16 protein-coding genes and 1 pseudogene are annotated in these 16406 nt (G+C 71.6%); 6 read left to right on the plus strand and 11 right to left on the minus strand.

The window, feature by feature from the left end; genetic code table 11:
- Position 1: 1 nt before the first annotated feature.
- The 4 genes from ACIA5D_RS16185 to ACIA5D_RS16200 are packed head-to-tail and all read right to left on the minus strand — an operon-like array spanning position 2 to position 3883.
- Positions 2-1471: a methyl-accepting chemotaxis protein gene (locus tag ACIA5D_RS16185; protein ID WP_396030699.1), complete on the minus strand. Its 1470-nt coding sequence runs from the start codon at positions 1469-1471 to the stop codon at positions 2-4.
- Complete coding sequence (locus ACIA5D_RS16190) at positions 1468-2016, minus strand: chemotaxis protein CheW (protein ID WP_396030700.1); 549 nt, start codon at positions 2014-2016, stop codon at positions 1468-1470. The genes ACIA5D_RS16185 and ACIA5D_RS16190 overlap by 4 nt, the downstream gene beginning before the upstream one ends.
- Entirely contained in the window at positions 2013-3401 is a 1389-nt protein-coding gene (locus ACIA5D_RS16195; RefSeq protein ID WP_396030701.1) for a CheR family methyltransferase, read from the minus strand. The genes ACIA5D_RS16190 and ACIA5D_RS16195 overlap by 4 nt, the downstream gene beginning before the upstream one ends.
- Positions 3398-3883, minus strand: coding sequence for a chemotaxis protein CheW (locus ACIA5D_RS16200; protein ID WP_396030702.1), 486 nt, complete (start codon positions 3881-3883; stop codon positions 3398-3400). The genes ACIA5D_RS16195 and ACIA5D_RS16200 overlap by 4 nt, the downstream gene beginning before the upstream one ends.
- Before the next feature lie 192 nt (positions 3884-4075).
- On the opposite strand from ACIA5D_RS16200, the gene ACIA5D_RS16205 reads away from it, so the two are divergent.
- The gene (locus ACIA5D_RS16205) at positions 4076-4615 is read left to right on the plus strand and encodes a hypothetical protein (RefSeq protein ID WP_396030703.1); all 540 of its coding nucleotides are present in this window, start codon (positions 4076-4078) and stop codon (positions 4613-4615) included.
- Between the two features lie 19 nt (positions 4616-4634).
- On the opposite strand, the gene ACIA5D_RS16210 is transcribed toward ACIA5D_RS16205, so the two are convergent.
- Positions 4635-5168: a hypothetical protein gene (locus tag ACIA5D_RS16210; protein WP_396030704.1), complete on the minus strand. Its 534-nt coding sequence runs from the start codon at positions 5166-5168 to the stop codon at positions 4635-4637.
- A gap of 4 nt (positions 5169-5172) precedes the next feature.
- On the minus strand, positions 5173-5757 hold the full coding sequence (locus tag ACIA5D_RS16215; RefSeq protein WP_396030705.1) for an RNA polymerase sigma factor: 585 nt from the start codon (positions 5755-5757) through the stop codon (positions 5173-5175).
- Positions 5758-5950: 193 nt separating this feature from the next.
- Here ACIA5D_RS16215 and ACIA5D_RS16220 point away from each other — a divergent pair, with 193 nt between their 5' ends.
- The 3 genes from ACIA5D_RS16220 to ACIA5D_RS16230 all read left to right on the plus strand — a co-directional run bounded on the left by ACIA5D_RS16220 (position 5951) and on the right by ACIA5D_RS16230 (position 9356).
- Positions 5951-6334, plus strand: coding sequence for a hypothetical protein (locus tag ACIA5D_RS16220; protein WP_396030706.1), 384 nt, complete (start codon positions 5951-5953; stop codon positions 6332-6334).
- Complete coding sequence (locus ACIA5D_RS16225) at positions 6331-7623, plus strand: ImmA/IrrE family metallo-endopeptidase (RefSeq protein ID WP_396030707.1); 1293 nt, start codon at positions 6331-6333, stop codon at positions 7621-7623. The genes ACIA5D_RS16220 and ACIA5D_RS16225 overlap by 4 nt, the downstream gene beginning before the upstream one ends.
- A gap of 293 nt (positions 7624-7916) precedes the next feature.
- Complete coding sequence (locus tag ACIA5D_RS16230; RefSeq protein ID WP_396030708.1) at positions 7917-9356, plus strand: beta-propeller fold lactonase family protein; 1440 nt, start codon at positions 7917-7919, stop codon at positions 9354-9356.
- Between the two features lie 92 nt (positions 9357-9448).
- Here ACIA5D_RS16230 and ACIA5D_RS16235 read toward each other — a convergent pair whose 3' ends face one another.
- From ACIA5D_RS16235 to ACIA5D_RS16245, 3 genes and pseudogenes are all read right to left on the minus strand, one after another.
- A complete protein-coding gene (locus tag ACIA5D_RS16235) occupies positions 9449-10633 on the minus strand; it encodes an ABC transporter permease (RefSeq protein WP_396030709.1) in 1185 nt (394 codons plus the stop codon).
- Positions 10633-11301 (minus strand): annotated as a pseudogene (locus tag ACIA5D_RS16240) (ABC transporter ATP-binding protein); the annotation flags it as partial. The pseudogene ACIA5D_RS16240 and the gene ACIA5D_RS16235, both read right to left, overlap by 1 nt.
- On the minus strand, positions 11298-12644 hold the full coding sequence (locus ACIA5D_RS16245; protein ID WP_396030710.1) for an efflux RND transporter periplasmic adaptor subunit: 1347 nt from the start codon (positions 12642-12644) through the stop codon (positions 11298-11300). The pseudogene ACIA5D_RS16240 and the gene ACIA5D_RS16245, both read right to left, overlap by 4 nt.
- A gap of 170 nt (positions 12645-12814) precedes the next feature.
- Here ACIA5D_RS16245 and ACIA5D_RS16250 point away from each other — a divergent pair, with 170 nt between their 5' ends.
- The gene (locus tag ACIA5D_RS16250; protein ID WP_396030711.1) at positions 12815-12994 is read left to right on the plus strand and encodes a hypothetical protein; all 180 of its coding nucleotides are present in this window, start codon (positions 12815-12817) and stop codon (positions 12992-12994) included.
- A gap of 34 nt (positions 12995-13028) precedes the next feature.
- Here the strand turns inward: ACIA5D_RS16250 and ACIA5D_RS16255 are convergent, their stop codons facing one another.
- Positions 13029-13793 (minus strand): L,D-transpeptidase family protein, encoded by a 765-nt coding sequence (locus ACIA5D_RS16255; RefSeq protein ID WP_396030712.1) that lies wholly within the window; start codon positions 13791-13793, stop codon positions 13029-13031.
- Positions 13794-13932: 139 nt separating this feature from the next.
- Positions 13933-14793, minus strand: a complete 861-nt coding sequence (locus ACIA5D_RS16260) for a CAP domain-containing protein (RefSeq protein ID WP_396030713.1) — start codon at positions 14791-14793, stop codon at positions 13933-13935.
- A gap of 224 nt (positions 14794-15017) precedes the next feature.
- On the opposite strand from ACIA5D_RS16260, the gene ACIA5D_RS16265 reads away from it, so the two are divergent.
- Positions 15018-16316 (plus strand): acyltransferase family protein, encoded by a 1299-nt coding sequence (locus ACIA5D_RS16265; RefSeq protein ID WP_396030714.1) that lies wholly within the window; start codon positions 15018-15020, stop codon positions 16314-16316.
- Positions 16317-16406 lie beyond the last annotated feature (90 nt).

Below are 16406 nucleotides of genomic sequence, written 5' to 3' on the forward strand. Positions count from 1 at the left end.
CTCAGTGCCGCCCGGTGCCGACCAGGTCGAGCAGGTCGCCGGAGAGCGAGCTCAGGTGGGCCGCGGTCTGCTTGGTCTGCACGGCGCTCGCCTCGGTCTCCCGGCTCGCCCGGGCTGTGTCGGAAGCGGCCGAGCTGACCTGCTCCACCGCCGTGCTCTGCTGTTTCGTGGACAGCTCGATCTCGCGGGTCGCGTCGCTGGTCGTGGCGACCAGCTGCGCGATGCGCCGGAAGGAGCTGGTCGCGTCGTCGAACTGCCGCGAGCCCGTGTCCACCGCCTTGGCGCCGATCTCGGTCGCCATCACGGTGGTGTTCACCGCTCCGCGTACGTCCTCGATCAGGGTCCTGATCTCCTTGGCCGACCCGGCCGTCCGGTCGGCGAGCTTGCGGATCTCCTCGGCCACCACCGCGAACCGCCGCCCCCACTCACCGGCCCCGCTCGCCTCGATGGTCGCGTTGATCGCCAGGATGTTGGTCTGCTCGGCGAGCTCCGACACCAGGTCGACGACCACCCCGATCTGCTGCGACTTCTCGCCGAGCGCGAGCATGTGCTGCACGATCTGGTCGACCTGGGTGCGGATCGCGGTGATCGAGGCCCGGGTCTGGTCGATGGTGGCGTCGCCGGACCGGGCCGCGTCCGCGGTGTCCTCGGCGACCTTCGAGACCCGCTGGGCGCTGTCCGCGATCTGTCTCGAGGTGATCAGCAGCTCGCTGATCGTCGTGGTTATCTCGTTCATCGCGCTCGACTGGTCGCGCCCGCCGGACGCCTGCTGGGCCGCGGCCGCCTCGAGCTGCGCCGACGAGCTCTGGATATGGCCGACCGCGGCGCCCACCTCGCGGCGCAGGTCGCGGCTGAGCCGCCAGGCCACCGCGGCCGAGGCAGCGGTCAGGATGAAGCTGAGCCCGATGATGAGGATGATCGCCCAGGTGGCCCGGCTCGACGACTCGGCGCGCTTGTCGTTGACGATCTTCTTGATGCGGTTGACCAGGACGAGGATCGCGGCCTGCACCGCCTCCCGTGCCTCCTTGGCCCCGTCGACCCTCAGCTGGCTGACGTCGTTCAGCGAGGTGAGCGCCTCGCGCTTGGCGATCACCTCTTCGATCACGCCGGCGTGCTTGGCCTCCACGGCCGAGACGTTGTCCAGCAACTTCAACGCGCCGGAGTCGTCGAGCGTGTCCCGCACCCGGACGACCTGCTGCAGGAAGGTCGTGCGGTCCTGGTTGACCGTGTTCAGCCACTCGGGGGTGCCCGAGAGCAGGTAGGCGCGATAGTCGCCGATCCGGCGCTCCATCAGCGCGTTCAGCGTCTGCGACTCGATCAAGCTGGACGACGCCGTCTTGACCACCTCGTCCTTGGTGACCAGCACGTACCGCAGCGCCAGCACCGAGGTGGCCGTCATCAGCAGGGTGAGCGTCAGGGTCAGGCTGACCCCGGCCGCGAGTTTGGCGCCGAAGGTACGTCCCGCCATCATGGTGCCGCCTCCTCGGTGGATGGGGTGTGCCCGGCCAGCGCGTGCACCACGGCGCGGGTCGCCGACACGTCGACGAGCGGGCGGGAGAAGCCGTCCAGGTCGACCATGCCGCGCAGGCAGCCCCGCCGACCCGCGGCCGCGTCCTCCGCGACGATCGCCGCCGCGGCCACCCGCACGTGCCCGTCCAGCTCGTGGAACGCGAGGCCGAGCGGCGGCGTGCCGAGCGCGAGGACGAGCCAGCGCGGGCGGTCGGCGACCGGGTGCCCGAGCAGGGCGGCGACGTCGTAGACCGGGACGACGGTGCCGGCGAACCCGGCCAGGCCCATCAGCGCGGGCAGGGGTCCGGGCAGCGGGGTGACCGGGCGGTCCGGGTACAGACCCTGGGTCTGGGCGAGGCGCAGGGCGTACGGGCGGCCGCCGGCCCGGATCGCGAGCAGCTCGACGTGCTCCTCGTCGTGGCGGCGCACCGGCTCGGCGAACGAGCGGTCGAACTCCTGCCGCAGGCTCGCGATCCGGGTCGCCGCGTCGCCGGCCGTCGTGGTCATCGGGTGGCCCCGCACGCGTCCAGCTCGGCCCGGCACAACACGGTCAGCGCCATCCGCCCGAACCCGCCGCCGAACAGCAGGATGCGCAGATCGTCCTCGCCTGCCAGCAGGGTCAGCGCGCGCTCCAGCTCACCGGCCGCGATCCGTTCGTCGCCCCGCCGCCGGGCCAGCTGCCCGAGCCGCAGTCGCGGAAGAGCGAAGACCGGATCGAGGTACGCCGCCAGGCGGTACTGCCCGATCGCCTCCTCGACCGTGCCGGCGACCTCCAGGCAGAGCCCGCGCAGCTGGTGCGCGTCCGCGTTGAGGCCGTCGTCGTCGATGAGCCGCCGGGCCGTCTCGGTGGCCTCCTCGAGCCGTCCGGACAGGGCGAGCAGCACGCCGCGCAGCAACCGGTCCCGCGGTCGTTCGGGCGTGGGCGGGCGCTGGCTGAGCAGCGCGAGCGCGTCGGCGAACCGCTCCTCGCCGAGCAGCACGACCGCCTTGTTGTAGACCTCGTCCGGCGGGGGCGCCGGCTCGGCCCAGGCGGTGGCGGGCCGCTGCGCCGGGGGCGCGCCGGTCATGACACCGACAGGCCGGCGGTAATAGAACGCCTCGTGCGTGTGACGCAGCTCCAGCCCGGCCGGGCAGGGGCCGAGCGAGTCGGTGTGGCCGAGGAACAGGTAGCCGCCGGGGACGAGCGCCGACGCCATCCGGTCCACCAGCGAGGACGCGACCCCGGGGGTGAGATACATGAGCAGGTTGCGGCAGAAGATCACGTCGTACTGGTCGGGGCGCCACAGCTCCTCGTCCGGGTCGGCCACGTTGTAGCGGCGGAACTGGGTGATCCGCGCGGCCTTCTCGTCCACGCGGTAGCCGGCCCCGTCTTGGTGGAACCAGCGGGTGCGTACGTTGTCCGGGGTCTCTCGCAGCGACCACCCGGAATAGCGGTTGGCCGCGGCGAGGCCCAGCATGACCGGATTGGCGTCCACGCCGATGACGCTCACGAGCCAGTCCTCGCCCGGCAGCGCCCCGCGGACGGTGATCGCCAGGCTGTACGCCTCCTCGCCCGAGGAGCAGGCCACCGACAGCAGCCGCAGCGTGCGCTGGGCCGAGCGGGCCGTGATGCGGTTCGGCAGCGCCTCTTCGCGCAGCGCCTGGAACTGCTCGTTGTGCCGGAAGAAATACGTCTCGGTGATGCTCAGCCGCTCGACGAGCTCGGTGAGCTCGTCGCCCCAGGGCCGCGCGGCCAGCCGGTTCAGGTAGTCGGCGCGGCTCATCCGGCTGGCCCGGGCCCGCTCGTCGAGCAGCGGCGCCAGCTGTCCCGCGTCCCGGTCGGTGAACATCCAGCCGAGCTTGCGGCCGAGCAGCTCCCGGAACCGGGTGATCTCCGCGTCGCCGGCGGTCACGGCACGCCCGCGGCCGCCGCCGCCGCTTCCCAGACCTGGTCGGGCACCGCGCGCATGCTCTGCAGCAGCAGCAACGGCTCCGCCCCGACCGTGCCCACCCCGGCCACGAGGCTGCTCGACGCGCCGCCGAACAGCGCCGGGTGGCCACCCGTCTGGGCAGCGTCGATGGTCCGGATGCCGAGCACCGCGCCGGTGGCCATGGCGACGGCGCCCCGCTCGGTGCCTACGGTGACGAAGCGCTGCGGGTCGCCGCACGGCCCGCCGCCGAGCAGGCGGGACACGTCGATCACCGGCGTGGGGACTCCGCGCAGCACGCTGATGCCCAGCACGAACGAGGGGGAACCGGCCAGCGGCAAGGTCTCCATCGGCCGCATGGTCTCGATGACCTCCTCCAGCGGCAACGCGCACAGCAGCGGCCCGGCACGGAAGACGAGCGCCGTGATGACGGCCTCGACTTCCGGCGTTTGTCCGCATTGCCGCACTGGCCCAGATTAGCCAGAGTTCGTGCCTTACATCCGGCTAAGGCTAGGTTTTCTCGCTTTTCCCGGCGGCCCAGGCGGAAACCACCTGACATTTGCGTCACCAGTTGACTACCGGGCGTACATGAGACACAGTGAGCGCGGATCGATCCGTGCGAATGTGCCATGAAACGTTCCGCGATTCGGGGGAAACTCATGTCATTGCTGCGCAAGACCTGCGCGCTCTCATCCGCGCTCCTGCTCGCCGCGATCTTCACCGCGTCCGGCCCGGCTCAGGCCGCGCCACCGGCGCTGCACTGCGTCGCCGAGGCCGGCACCCCCACCGCCGCGCCCGGCGTGCCGACCTGCTTCGCCACCTTCCCGGAAGCCATCTCCTTCGCCACCAAGGGCGCGGTCAAGTTGCCGGCCGGCGCCGGCTCACTGACCGCGAGCCAGCTCTCGACGGCGGCCCTGGCCTCGTCGGTGCTGGGCGTCTCGTACTGGAACACCGGCTACAGCGGCTCCAGCTACACCCACCTCGGCGGCAGCGGCTGCGACACCAACAGCGACGTCGACTTCTATTTCCAGTTCCCGACGGCCTGGAACGACAAGGCGGGCTCCGGCCGCGAGTACGGACTGTGCGACGCCACGTACTGGGACGACGGGCACGGCACGTACGGTTCGGGCGCCCAGGTCGCGGCCGACTGGTCGGGCGGGGCGATGAACGACCACGCCACCTTCATCGAATGGCGTTAGCCAACGGCGCCGGCTTCGTTCATTCCTGGAGCCGGGGCAGTCCCAGCCGGGCGCAGGTCTGCTCGTCGCCCGGCAGCACCGCGGCGATCCCGTTGTCCAGCGTGCAGGCGACCAGCGCCGGCACCGGGTAGTCGTCGCGCTTGTCGGCCGGCATGCCCACTTCCTTCGAGTTCAACGTCAGCAGCCCCTGCCGCCACAGGGCTGCGCAGATGTCGACTGCCGCCTCCGCCTTGCGCTGTCCCACCGCCGGCACCGCCTGCCCCACGGTCGTGCCGTAGAAGTCGTCGTCGCCGCCCTTCAGCGACGCCTTGCTGTAGCAGCGGGTCTGGTCGACCACCGGCACGGCGGCCGGCTTGAACGCCACGTAGGCCGCCGCCGCCCCGCCGAACAGCAGCACGGAAGCGCCCGCCGCCACGACGACCAGCCGGTACGTCACCCGCCGGCCCCGCGGCGCGAGGGACTCGACCACGTGGACCTCGAGGGTCTCCCGCCGCATCTGCGCGTGCGCGGCCGGAATCTTCCGCTCCGGGGGGAGCTTGGCCAGATCTATCATCGGGTCACTCCTTCGTCGCGTGGGAGAGCCGCACCGGCGGCGAGGGGAACGCGTTCTCGAGGCGCTTGCGGGCGCGGGCCAGCCGGGACCGGACCGTGCCGATCGGGATGCCCAGGGCGGTCGCGGCCTCCGCGTACGACAACCCCGACATGAGCACCATCGCCACGACGTCCTGCTCGCCACGGTTGAGCCGGGCCAGTTCCCGCAGGACCTCGCGCATCCGGCTCTCGTCGTCCAGCCGCTGCGCGACGTCGTCGGCGGGGTCGGGGACGGTGGGCGGCGACGGGAGCTTGAACAGCGCGGCGTCGTACCGGCGCCGCGCCCGGTTCAGATTGCGAACCACATTGTTGGCCACTCCGAGGAGCCACGGCACCAGTGACCCCTCGAAGTGAACCGCTCGCTCCCGCCGCCGCCAGATCTCGAGGAACACCAGCGACGTGGCGTCCTCCGCCGCGCTCCACGACCCCAGCCGGCGAAAGCAGTGGTTGTAGACCACGGTCCCGTGCCGGCGGAAGAGTTGCCCGAACGCGTCCCCACGCCCCTCGACCGCGAGCGCAAGAAGGTCGACATCTCTCAGACTCTCGTCCATCGCCGGCTCCATACCCTGTTATGTCCGCGGCCCGGCCCCGAGTTCCCACCTTGGTGAGCCTTGTCGGTGACCTGATAGCCGCCGTGCGCCCACTCTCGTAGCGTCGACGGGCGTATCACCCGGATTCGCCTACGTTCGCACATGGATTCTCGAGCAAGTTCGATGGAGGGGGCACACGGTGGCGGATCTGGACGTGGATCAGTTCACGAAGGACGTCGTTCAGTCGGCGTACCGGATCGAGCTCGCCGACGCCCTCGGCGGCGCCCGGGAAGCGATCACCTTCCCCGGGCGCGACCGTGAGGTGGTAGTGACTCCCGACGAGGTCGCCGAGGCCAAGCGCAACGCCGAAGAGCTGATCTCCCGGCCCAGCGTCCGGGATCGCCTCTGCCCGCAGCTGAAGGCCGTGAGCGACGATCTTGGCGACGTCGCCAAGGGCGTGGTGGGCGCCATGATCCCGCTGGCGATCGGGCCGCAGGCGGTCATGCCGCTCAGCGCCGTCGCCTTCGGCGCGCTGGCCGTCATCGTTCTTCGCGCCGGCGTGAAGACTCTCTGCCCCGACCCGCCGGCCCCGCGATGACTGCCCCCGGACCCTGGCTGGCGAGACTGCAGAACGCCGCCTACCGAGCGAAGCTGGGCACCACTCCGCCGGTCTACCGCGCCGACGACATACGGAAGTTGTTCGCCCGCAACCAGGAGGTGCTTCGCGCCGGCGGCGAGTACGAGCGCGAGATCGCCGCGAAGGTGGGTGACGACGCCCGGGCCCGGTCGGTGCTGGCCCTGCTGAGGCGGGGCCAGGAGCAAGTAAGCGCGCACCGCGACGTCGAGGCCGTGCTCGCCGAGTACGTGAACGCACCGACGCCGTACGTGGACCCGTTCCACCACTCGATCCTTACCCGGATCCAGCGGCAGATCGAGATCCTGCCCGCGATGTACCCCGCGCTCAGTTTCGGCCGGGCGCTGGCCGATCTCGCCGGCCGGGTCACCGTCAGCACGCTGCCCACCGGCCAGGTCAACGCGCGGACGGTGGCCGTGCCCGGGGGCGAGCACTTCTTGATTCTGTTCGATCCGGCGTTCTTCGACTTCGTCTACTACGCCAGCAACAACTTCGCGCAGGCGATCAACCCGGTCTCCATGAAACGCGAGGCCATGCGCTTCATGGAGACCGGGGAGTCGCGGCCCCTCACTCCGTCGATCAACTACGGCGACGAATCGGTGTCGCGGGAGTTCCTCAAGACATTCGAGATGTTCCTGCACACCGGCCTGCCGCCGCTGCCGACGCCGTACGACGAGGGGATCTTCCGGCTGGCCGAGCACCTGCGCGAGGGTGCGGTGCTGTTCATCTGCGCGCACGAGTACGCGCACATCCTGCTCGGCCACCTGACCCCGGACGAGGAGACCGCCCACTCGGTCCACGCCGGTCCGGGCTCGCCGTCGTGGGATGCCGAGATGGAGGCGGACGTGCTGGCCTTCGCCCTGGTGGACGCGGTTTCGGCCGCGCGCCTGGTGCGCCCGGTCCGCCACATGGGTGCGTACTTCTTCCTGTTCTCGGCCATGCTGATCGAGGCGGCCTTCGAGGTCGCGGACAGCGGCCGCACCAAGGAGCTCCACGAGTTCATCGCGCCCCCGGCGGACGACGAGCCCGCCACGGCGCACCCGGTGGCGCCGCTGCGCGTGGGCATCCTGAACGACTGGCTGGAACGAAAGTTCCCCACCACCGACTTCCGCGGCTCGCACTACCACGCCGCCGTGATCGCCGAGGTCGCCAGCTCGGTCTGGCATCACATCCAGCCCCGGATCGCGGCGATGCGCACGGACGGCGTCGCTCCCCGGGGCGTCTGGACCGCCTTCGACAGCGGCAACCACTGATCGCCCACCCTTTCCTGCGAGCCCGCCGTCTGCGTCAATGACACAGTGGACCTGCCCCTCTCCGAGCGCCTGCTCGTCGCCGTCGTCGGCCCGGCCTGACCGTCTCCGAGCTGCGCAACCCCGAGCGCCTGCTGGCGGCCTACCACGAAGCCCTGAAGGCCCTGGTCCCCGCCATCCTCGAAACCCCGTTCCGCCGAACCTGACCCGCCGCCCGCTTCAGAGCCGTTTCAGGGTCACTCCAGCGCCCGTCCCTAGCGTTGCGTCCGGCAAACGGCCGACGGAATGGGGACCACATGATCAAGCCGAGCAGAATCGGGGTCGTGGCGGGGGTGTGTTGCCTGGCGGCCGGCGTGGGGGCGGGCGCCGGGCCCGCCGTCGCGGACTCTCCGGCGGGGGAGCGCCCGCTCTACGTCACGAACTCGGACACCGCGAACATCTCCACCTTCGCCACCGACGTGCCCACCGGGCAGCCGGTGCTGTCCCGCGATCTGGCCGAGGCCAAGGACGGCGTCCGGCAGATGGCCTTCACCCCGGACGGGCGCATGGCGTACGCCGCCAACACCGATGTGGTCGGCACGATCTCGGTCTACCGGGTCGGGGCGCACGGGCGGCTGACCGAGGCGGGAGTCGTTCCCACCGGGGGAGACACGCCGCTGGGCATCGCGGTCACGCCGGATGGGCGCTCGTTGTTCGTCGCGCATGTCTTCAGCGACACGGTCGCCGGCTTCACCATCGCGTCCGACGGAAGTCTCAAGCGGCTGCGCACCACGGCCACCAGCGTGGCGAATCCGCGCGGGCTGGCGCTGACGCCGGACGGGCGTTTCCTGTACGTCGGCCACGGCGACCCGGGGGAGGGACGGCCCGACTCCGTCGGGGCGCTCACGGTCTTCGCCGTCAATCGGGACGGCAGCCTGACCTCGATCGGGACGCCGATCCGGGTGGGCCGGTTCTGCGGGGCGCTGTCGAGCACGCCGGACGGGCATCGCCTCTACCTGGTCTGCCAGGACACGAGTGAGATCTACGGCTACGCGATCGGCGCCGGCGGCGGGCTGACGCCGCTGCCGGGATCGCCGTACACCCCGGCGCACTTCCCCGAGGGGATCACGACGTCGCCCGACGGCCGGTTCGTCTACACCGCGAGCCCGGGCACGGATCCGGACGAGCTGGGGGCGGTCACCGGCTTCGCCGTCGGTGGCGACGGGGCGCTGACGCAGGTGCCGGGGTCGCCGTTCGCGGCCGGCAGCTTCCCGGTGGGGATCGTCGTGTCGCCGAGCGGGCGGTTCGTGTACTCGTCGGGCGGCGACGCCACCGGTGAGCTCAGCGCGTTCCGGATCGGCGCCGGCGGCACGCTGGCGCGCCTTTCCGGCTCGCCCTTCGACACCAAGGGCGTGGGGCCCGCCTACAACTCGGTGGCGGTTCTGCCCAACCAGGGGCCGGTCGCCGGGTTCGCGGCCGATGCCGGCGGGCGGTCGGTGAAGTTCGACGCGGCGGCCTCGAGCGACCCGGACGGGCGGGTGGCCCAGTACCGCTGGAACTTCGGGGACGGGACCACCCGGACCACCGCCGACGCGCGGGTCACCCACGTCTACGCGCGGGCCGGGACCTTCCGGGCGACCCTCGTCGTCACCGACAACGAAGGATGCTCCACGGCGTTGATCGCCACCGGGCAGGCCTACCTGTGCAACGGCACCGCGGCCGCGGCCACTTCACGCGACATCGTCGTCCGAGGATAAATAGCGCTACCGCGCCCCGTCTGTGGCAGCCGCCGCAGGCGGGGTTCGCGCGCTGCGGTTGTCCGGCCCCGCCGGGCCGTACGATATCGGATTTATTCCGTGCGCAAGGCGACGACCGGATCGAGGCGGCCCGCGCGCTGGGCCGGAACCACGCCGAAGATGATGCCGACGGCGGCGGAGACGCCGAAGGCCAACGCCATCGACCACCACGTGATCGCGGCCGGCACCGGCGTCAGGCGGTCGACCAGCAGGGCCGCCGTGACGCCCAGGGCCATGCCCAGAACTCCGCCGATCGTCGTCAGCAGCACCGCTTCCAGCAGGAACTGGATCCCGATGTCGCGGGGGCGGGCGCCCACCGCCTTGCGCAGGCCGATCTCCTTCGTTCGCTCGCGGACCGACACCAGCATGATGTTGGAGACGCCGACGCCGCCCACCAGGAGGCTGATGCCGGCGATCGCGGCCAGCACCCCGGTCAGCACGCCGAGGATGTCGCCCAGGACGCCCAGGATCTGCTCCTGGGTCACGGCGCTGAAGTCGGTGTCGGGGTGGCGTTTCACCAGCGCCGCCACCACCGAGGCGCCCAGCGCGTCGATCGTGTCGCGGTCGGGCGCCCGGATGGCCAGGCCGTCGATGCGGTCGGTGCCGAGCAGGCGCTGGGCCGCGGTGACCGGGACGTGCACCTCGCTGTCGCGGTCGACGCCGAGACTCTGGCCCAGTCTCTCGAAGGTGCCGATGACGCGGAAGCGGACGCCGCCGATGGTGACCTGGCGGCCGATCGGGTCGCGGTCGCCGAACAGCTGCGTGGCGATGCCGGCGCCCAGGACGGCCACCCGGCGGCCGGTGGTGACGTCGGTCCTGGTCAGGTACTGGCCGCGGTCGAGGTGGCGGACGAAGACGGTGGGGGTGGTCTCGAGGACGCCCTGCATGCTGGCGTAGGCCGAGCGCGAGCCGGAGCGGATGGTCTCGCCGGAGCTGATGGTGACGGCGACGCGGGAGCGGTCGCCGACCACGCGGGTGACGGCGTCCACGTCGTCCATGGTCAGCGTGGAGGTGGTGGGGGCGGCGCCGGGGTCGAGGCGGCCGGGGACGACGATGAGCAGGTTGGAGCCCAGGCCCTCGACCTGCTGCTCGATCTGGCGCTTGGTGCCGGTGCCGATGGAGACCAGCGCGACCACCGCACCCACGCCGATGACCACCCCGAGCATGGTGAGGATGCTGCGCAGCCGGTTGGCGCGCAGGGCATCGATGGCGACCCGCCAGGCTTCGGCGATCCTCACGCGACGATCAGCCCGTCCCTCATGGTGATCTGGCGCCGGGCCCGGGCCGCCACGTCACGGTCGTGGGTCACCACGACCACGGCGACCCCATCGGCGTTCAGGGACTCCAGCAGGGACAGCACCGACGCGCCGGTGGTGGTGTCGAGGTTGCCGGTGGGCTCGTCGGCGAGCAGGACCGTGGGATCGGTGACGAGCGCGCGGGCGATGGCGACCCGCTGCTGCTCGCCGCCGGACATCTGGTTGGGACGGTGGTCGAGGCGGTGCCCCAGCCCCACCCGCGACAGCATGGCCGTGGCCCGTGCGCGCCGCTCCCGGCGGCCCACCCCGCGATAGACCAGCGGCAGCGCCACGTTGTCCCGGGCAGTGGTGCGCGTCAGCAGGTGGAACGACTGGAACACGAACCCGATCGTGGTGTTGCGCAGGTGCGCCATCTCGGCCGGGCTCAGCGTGGACACGTCCCGGCCGCCGATGAGCAGCTTTCCGCTGGTCGGGCGGTCGAGCGCGCCCAGCAGGTGCATGAGCGTCGACTTGCCCGACCCCGAGGTGCCGACGATCGCCACGTAGTCGTCGGCCGGCACCGTCATGGACACGCCGCGCAGCGCCTGCACCGAGACGCCGTCGAGCTCGTAGGTGCGGGTCACGTCGAGGGCGACGATGGCGTCGGTCATGAGGCTTTCTCGCCGGCGCGCACCTGGTCGGCGCCGCCGACGACGATCTGCTGCCCGGGCTGGAGGCCCGAGGTCACCTGGACCACGTCCTCGCCCTGCACGCCGAGCTCGACCGGCACGCGTTCGTACCGGCCGCCGCGTACCGCCCAGACCGTGTCCTGGCCGTCGGCGTTGACGATCGCGGACGCCGGCACCGTCACCGCGTCGGAAGCCTGCCGGACCTGCAGCCGGACCACCGCGCTCATGCCGGGGCGCGGCGTGGGGGAGCCGCCGGCGAGATCGAGCCGCACCCGGTAGGACACGCCGCCGCGCGCCGAGGTGGTGGGCAGCAGGTCGACGGCCCGCACGGTCGCGTCGTAGGTGACGCCGGTCGCCGCGTCCAGCTCGACGGTCGCGGCGACGCCGGGCTGCACCAGCAGCACGTCGGTCTCGTCGACCTCGGCGACCAGGCCGAGTCGGCTCACGTCGACGATGGTGACGATCGGGGCGCCGGCCGCGACGTAGGCGCCCGGCGGCGTGGCCTCGTCGACGCCGGGGAGAGACGATCCGGCGGCGGCGGTGGGGGCGCTCCCGGAGGAGAGCAGGTCGCTGAGCGAGGACGTGCTTGCGCCTGCGGCGGGCCCGCCCAGCTGCACGGTTCCGGCGATCGGCGCCCGCAAGGTGAGCGCATCGACAGCAGCGTCCGCGAGGTCGTACGCCTGCTGCGCCTGCAGCCGTTGGGCCGTGGAGAGCGACTCGACCGCTTCGCCCAGCGACGCCACCCCGCGCTGGACCGAGCGCAGGGCCGCCGCGGCCGCTGTCGACGCTGCCTCGTACTGCTTCTCGGCCGCGTCGACCTGCTTGAGCAGCACGGCGCGTACGGCGGGGTCGGTGAGCTTGCCCGCGGCGGCGCGGGCGTCGTCGAAGGCGTTTGCCGCCTTCTTGTCCGTATTTTTCCGGACGGAGGTGTATCCGCTGAGGCTCAACGACGGTCGGCCGCCCGAGGATGCCTGGTCCAGTGCCTTCTCGGCCGATGACCGGCGTGCCTCCAGTTCCGGCGAGTCGATCACGGCCACGACGTCACCCTTGGTGACCTTGTCGCCGGAAGAGACCCGCAGGGAGGTCAGCGTGCCGGCCGCGGGCGCGTTCAGCGTGGCGGCGGCCCGGGCGGTCACCGACCCCGGCGCCTCGACGATCTCGTCGACCGTGCCCCGTGCGGCCGCGCCGACGGTGATGGCCTTGTCGTCGCCGTTGCACGAGGCCGCGGTGAGCGAGACCAGCAGAACGATCCCGAGCGCGAGAACGCCCGGCCGGAGCCGGGCGCGGGCGGGCCGGACGGTGGTGCGCGGAGCTTCGCGAGGCACGCACGCCACTCTATGCCTCGATGTATCGGGTCGTTCGCCTGACACCTGGCCGGACAAAACAGACAAATCCCGAAACGGCCCTTGACCACCTGGCACACGCTGAGTGAACCGTCCCCGCGGCCCCCACGTACCCCTACCGGCAAGTGAACCGTGAAGGACGTGAGTAGCAGATGCAGCGAGCCGACGAGCTGACCGTGGTGCACCACGACGACACCGTCAGCCGGTTCCGGGACGTGAACTACACGCTCGGCCGCGACGGGTTGCGCCTGGTCGCCGGCGACGGCAGCGAGCGCCATTTTCCCAGCCACGAGGTGCTGACGACGCACGCGCAGAGCAACGCCCGGGCCTGAAACAGGCCCGGGCGCCGACAGCGGAAAGCCAGGATCAGGTGCCCGGGCGACGCCCGATGACCTTCACCGTGGAACCGATCTTCCCGAGGCCGTAGTACGCCTTGGCGTCCTGCGGCAGCAGGTTGACGCAGCCGTGCGAACCGCGCCACTTGTCGTGGATGTAGGTGGTGGTCTGGTGGAAACCGCGCCCGCCGATGAACCGCTGCCAGTACGGCAGCCAGACGTGGTACGGGTTCGACCACTCCTTCTTGGTCCGCTTGTTGATCTTGAAGGTGCCGGCCGGCGTGCGATAGCCCTTCATGCCGGTGCGGGTGACCGTCGGCTTGAGGTACACCTTGCCGTTCTTCATCACCCACGTGGTCTGGTGGGTGAGGTCGACGCAGAAGGTGAGGCCGGTCTTCTTGGCCTTGCAGGCCGCCGTGCTCGTCGAAGCGAGCCGCTTGGCCACGTCGTACGTCGTCGGACCGGCCAGGCCCTGTGCCGGCTTGATGCCGAACCGGGCCTGGAACTTCTTGATCGCCGCGCAGTCGGCGGCGGACTGCTTGCCGTCGACCTTGACGGCGCCGTAGCCGCCGATCTTCTTGAGGTAGCCCTCGACCTGCTTCTGGTACTTACCGGTCGCACAACCCGCGGCCGCCGCCTTCGTGACCACCGTGGTGCTCACGACCTTGGCTGCCGGGGCGGTGCGCACCGCGGCGCCGGCGCCCGAAGGCGTCAGCGCCATGGCGCCGAGACCGCCGCCGACCAGGGTCGCCAAAGCGGCCCCGGCAAGGCGGGCGGAAACCCGTCTCACTCGCAACTTGGTCCTCCCCAGGACATGTGTTCGCACATCGAAGCACAACCACGCTTGCCGCGGCGCTCGGGGAACGACCGTGGCGCGAATCCGGGATGAGAATCGGTTCGCGCCCTGCCGAGTTAAGACAGACTTTCGTTATAAATCAGGTCGCGGGAGTGGCGAAGTCCTGAACCCAGTACGCAGTGTCATCGCGCGCGATGGCCAGGCCGATGCCCATCTGGTGCAGGCTGCAATCGAGGATGTTCTCCCGGTGCGCGGGGCTGTGCATCCAGCCGTCGACCACCTCGTAGGGGCTGTCGACGCCGCGCGCGATGTTCTCGCCGTATCGCTTCCATCGGTAGCCGTTCCCGCGCACCCGGTCGCCGGCGCCGTCACCGTTGGGCGACTGGTGCGCGAAGTAGCGGCGCCGGGCCATGTCGGCCGCGTGCTCGTTGGCCGCGTCGATGAGCCGCCGGTCGAGCGAGAGGTCGCCGCAGCCGCCGCGCTCGCGGTTCTGGTTGATCAGGGCGAGGATCTGCTGCTGCATCGGCGCGTTCGGGCTGTCCGAGATGTCGGCCGCGGTGACGTCCTCCTTCGCCGCGGTGATCAGGCTGCCGCCGGTCGCGCGCGGCGCCTCGACGTGGGCGGGCCTGCGGACCGGCGCCGGCTTCTGCAGGACGGCAGCGGGCTTCGGGCGTGCGGGCCTGGGTGCGGCGCGCACTCCCGCTGCCGGCCTTTCATCCGTATGGGAAATGTCGTCGTCGCCGCTGTCGTCGGCCGCCTGGTCGTCGCGATCGGCGGCGTCGCCGGACGCCGCGTCGTCGTCCGACCAGCTGTCGTCATCGTCGTCCACGCCGGAGCCGCCGCCGAACCCCGGCCAGGCGAAGAAGTTCGGCATCGCGAACCCCGGCCAGACCGGCGCGTCCGGCGTCTCCTCGGCGCCGGCGCTCGTGGCCGCGATGCCGCCGGTGAGCAGCAACGCAGACGCCGCGATCGCGACCACCGCCAGACGTTTCCTCCGCATACCGAATCATCCCTGTCGATCACTGGGCGCCCGGCCGCTCCGGCACGCCGCTACGCCAGGGGTCAACGTCACAAACCGGCCAAGGTCACCGGCACGGATCACGGACGTCGCACAGCCGCACAGACAAACCGGACAGTTCATCCCTTCGGGGTAAGCCTGCGGGGCGTCTTTGCCGACCGCCCGGACGGTCCCGCCACGCCGATCACCGCCGCTACCTTTCCCCGGTGCGAAACCGCTACCTGGACCTGCTCCGTGCCGCCGCGATCGTCCGGGTGATCGTCTACCATCTCTTCGGCTGGCCCTGGCTGTCCATCGTGCTGCCCGCCATGGGCGTCATGTTCGCCCTGGCCGGCTCACTCACCGCCGCGTCGCTCGAGAAGCGCGCGGCCGGCCAGGTGGTCACCTCCCGCATGCGGCGGCTGCTGCCGCCGCTGTGGCTGCTCGGCCTGGTCGCGGTCCCGGTCATGCTGGTCGCCGGCTGGCGGCACGAGGTCGACGGCGAGCACGCGTTCAGCGTCGCCCGGCTCGCGTTCTGGATCCTGCCGGTCGGCGACCCGCCCGGCAGCGACGCGGGGATCGACGCCTGGGAGCCGCTCTGGTACATCCGGGCGTACCTCTGGTTCATCCTGCTCTCGCCGATCCTGTTCGCCCTCTACAAGCGGATCGGCTGGGCGGCCGTGGCCGCGCCGCTGGCGCTGATGGCCGCGCTGGACGTGACCGGGCTGTCCCTGCCGGAGACGGCCGACGCGGCGCTGTGGGACTTCGTCACCTACGGCGCGTGCTGGATCGCCGGTTTCGCCCACCACGACGGCCGCCTGGCCCGTCTCAAGCCGTGGGTCGTGGCGCCGCTGGCCGTTCTGATGGGGGCGGCGGCCCTCTACTGGCTCAGCGGGCACCAGGGCGAGGACGCCTGGGACCTGAACGACGTGTCCGAGTCGCAGGCGCTGTGGTCGCTGGCGTTCGTGGTGCTGGCGTTGCGCTGGCAGCCTCCGATGGGCTGGCTGGGCCGGGTGCGGCCGCTGGACAGCCTGGTAACGGTGCTCAACGCCCGCGCCGTGACGGTCTACCTGTGGCACAACATCGCGATCGCCGCGGTGTGGCCGGTGCTGACCGTCGTCGCCCTCGACGACCTGGCCGGGGACATCGGGGGAGCGGTGGACCTCGGCACGTCGCTCGCGCTGACGCTGTTCGCGGTGGTGTTGTTCGGCTGGGCGGAAGACCTGGCCGCCCGCCGGGCGCCGAGGTTGTGGCCGACGGGGTCGCGGGCGCTGCAACCGGAGTCGTTGCCGGCCCGCCCGGCGCCGTCGGGGCCGGTGGAGCCGGTGGCGGTCCGGACGGGGCGCCCGGATGCCCGGGCCTACAGCGCGGCCGCGGCGATGAGCCGGCGGCCGGGGTCGTGGCCGCCCGGTCCGCGAAGCGCCCCGGATCCGGCCGAGGGGCGGCACGCGGCGGTGCCCGAGCCGCTCGCCGGCGAGGTCGTCGAGCGGCCGGACTGGTTCCGCTCCCACCCGGACCGGCCCTGACGGGCCGTCCCTACTCCCGATTTCGTGCCAAGGGTCACCTTCCTTACCGGAATCTCACAAGTGTCCGCATTGGATGGTCCGGCAGCGACC

Origin of the sequence: Actinoplanes sp. NPDC051513 (assembly GCF_044454685.1) — a bacterium.
GTDB lineage: Bacteria > Actinomycetota > Actinomycetes > Mycobacteriales > Micromonosporaceae > Actinoplanes.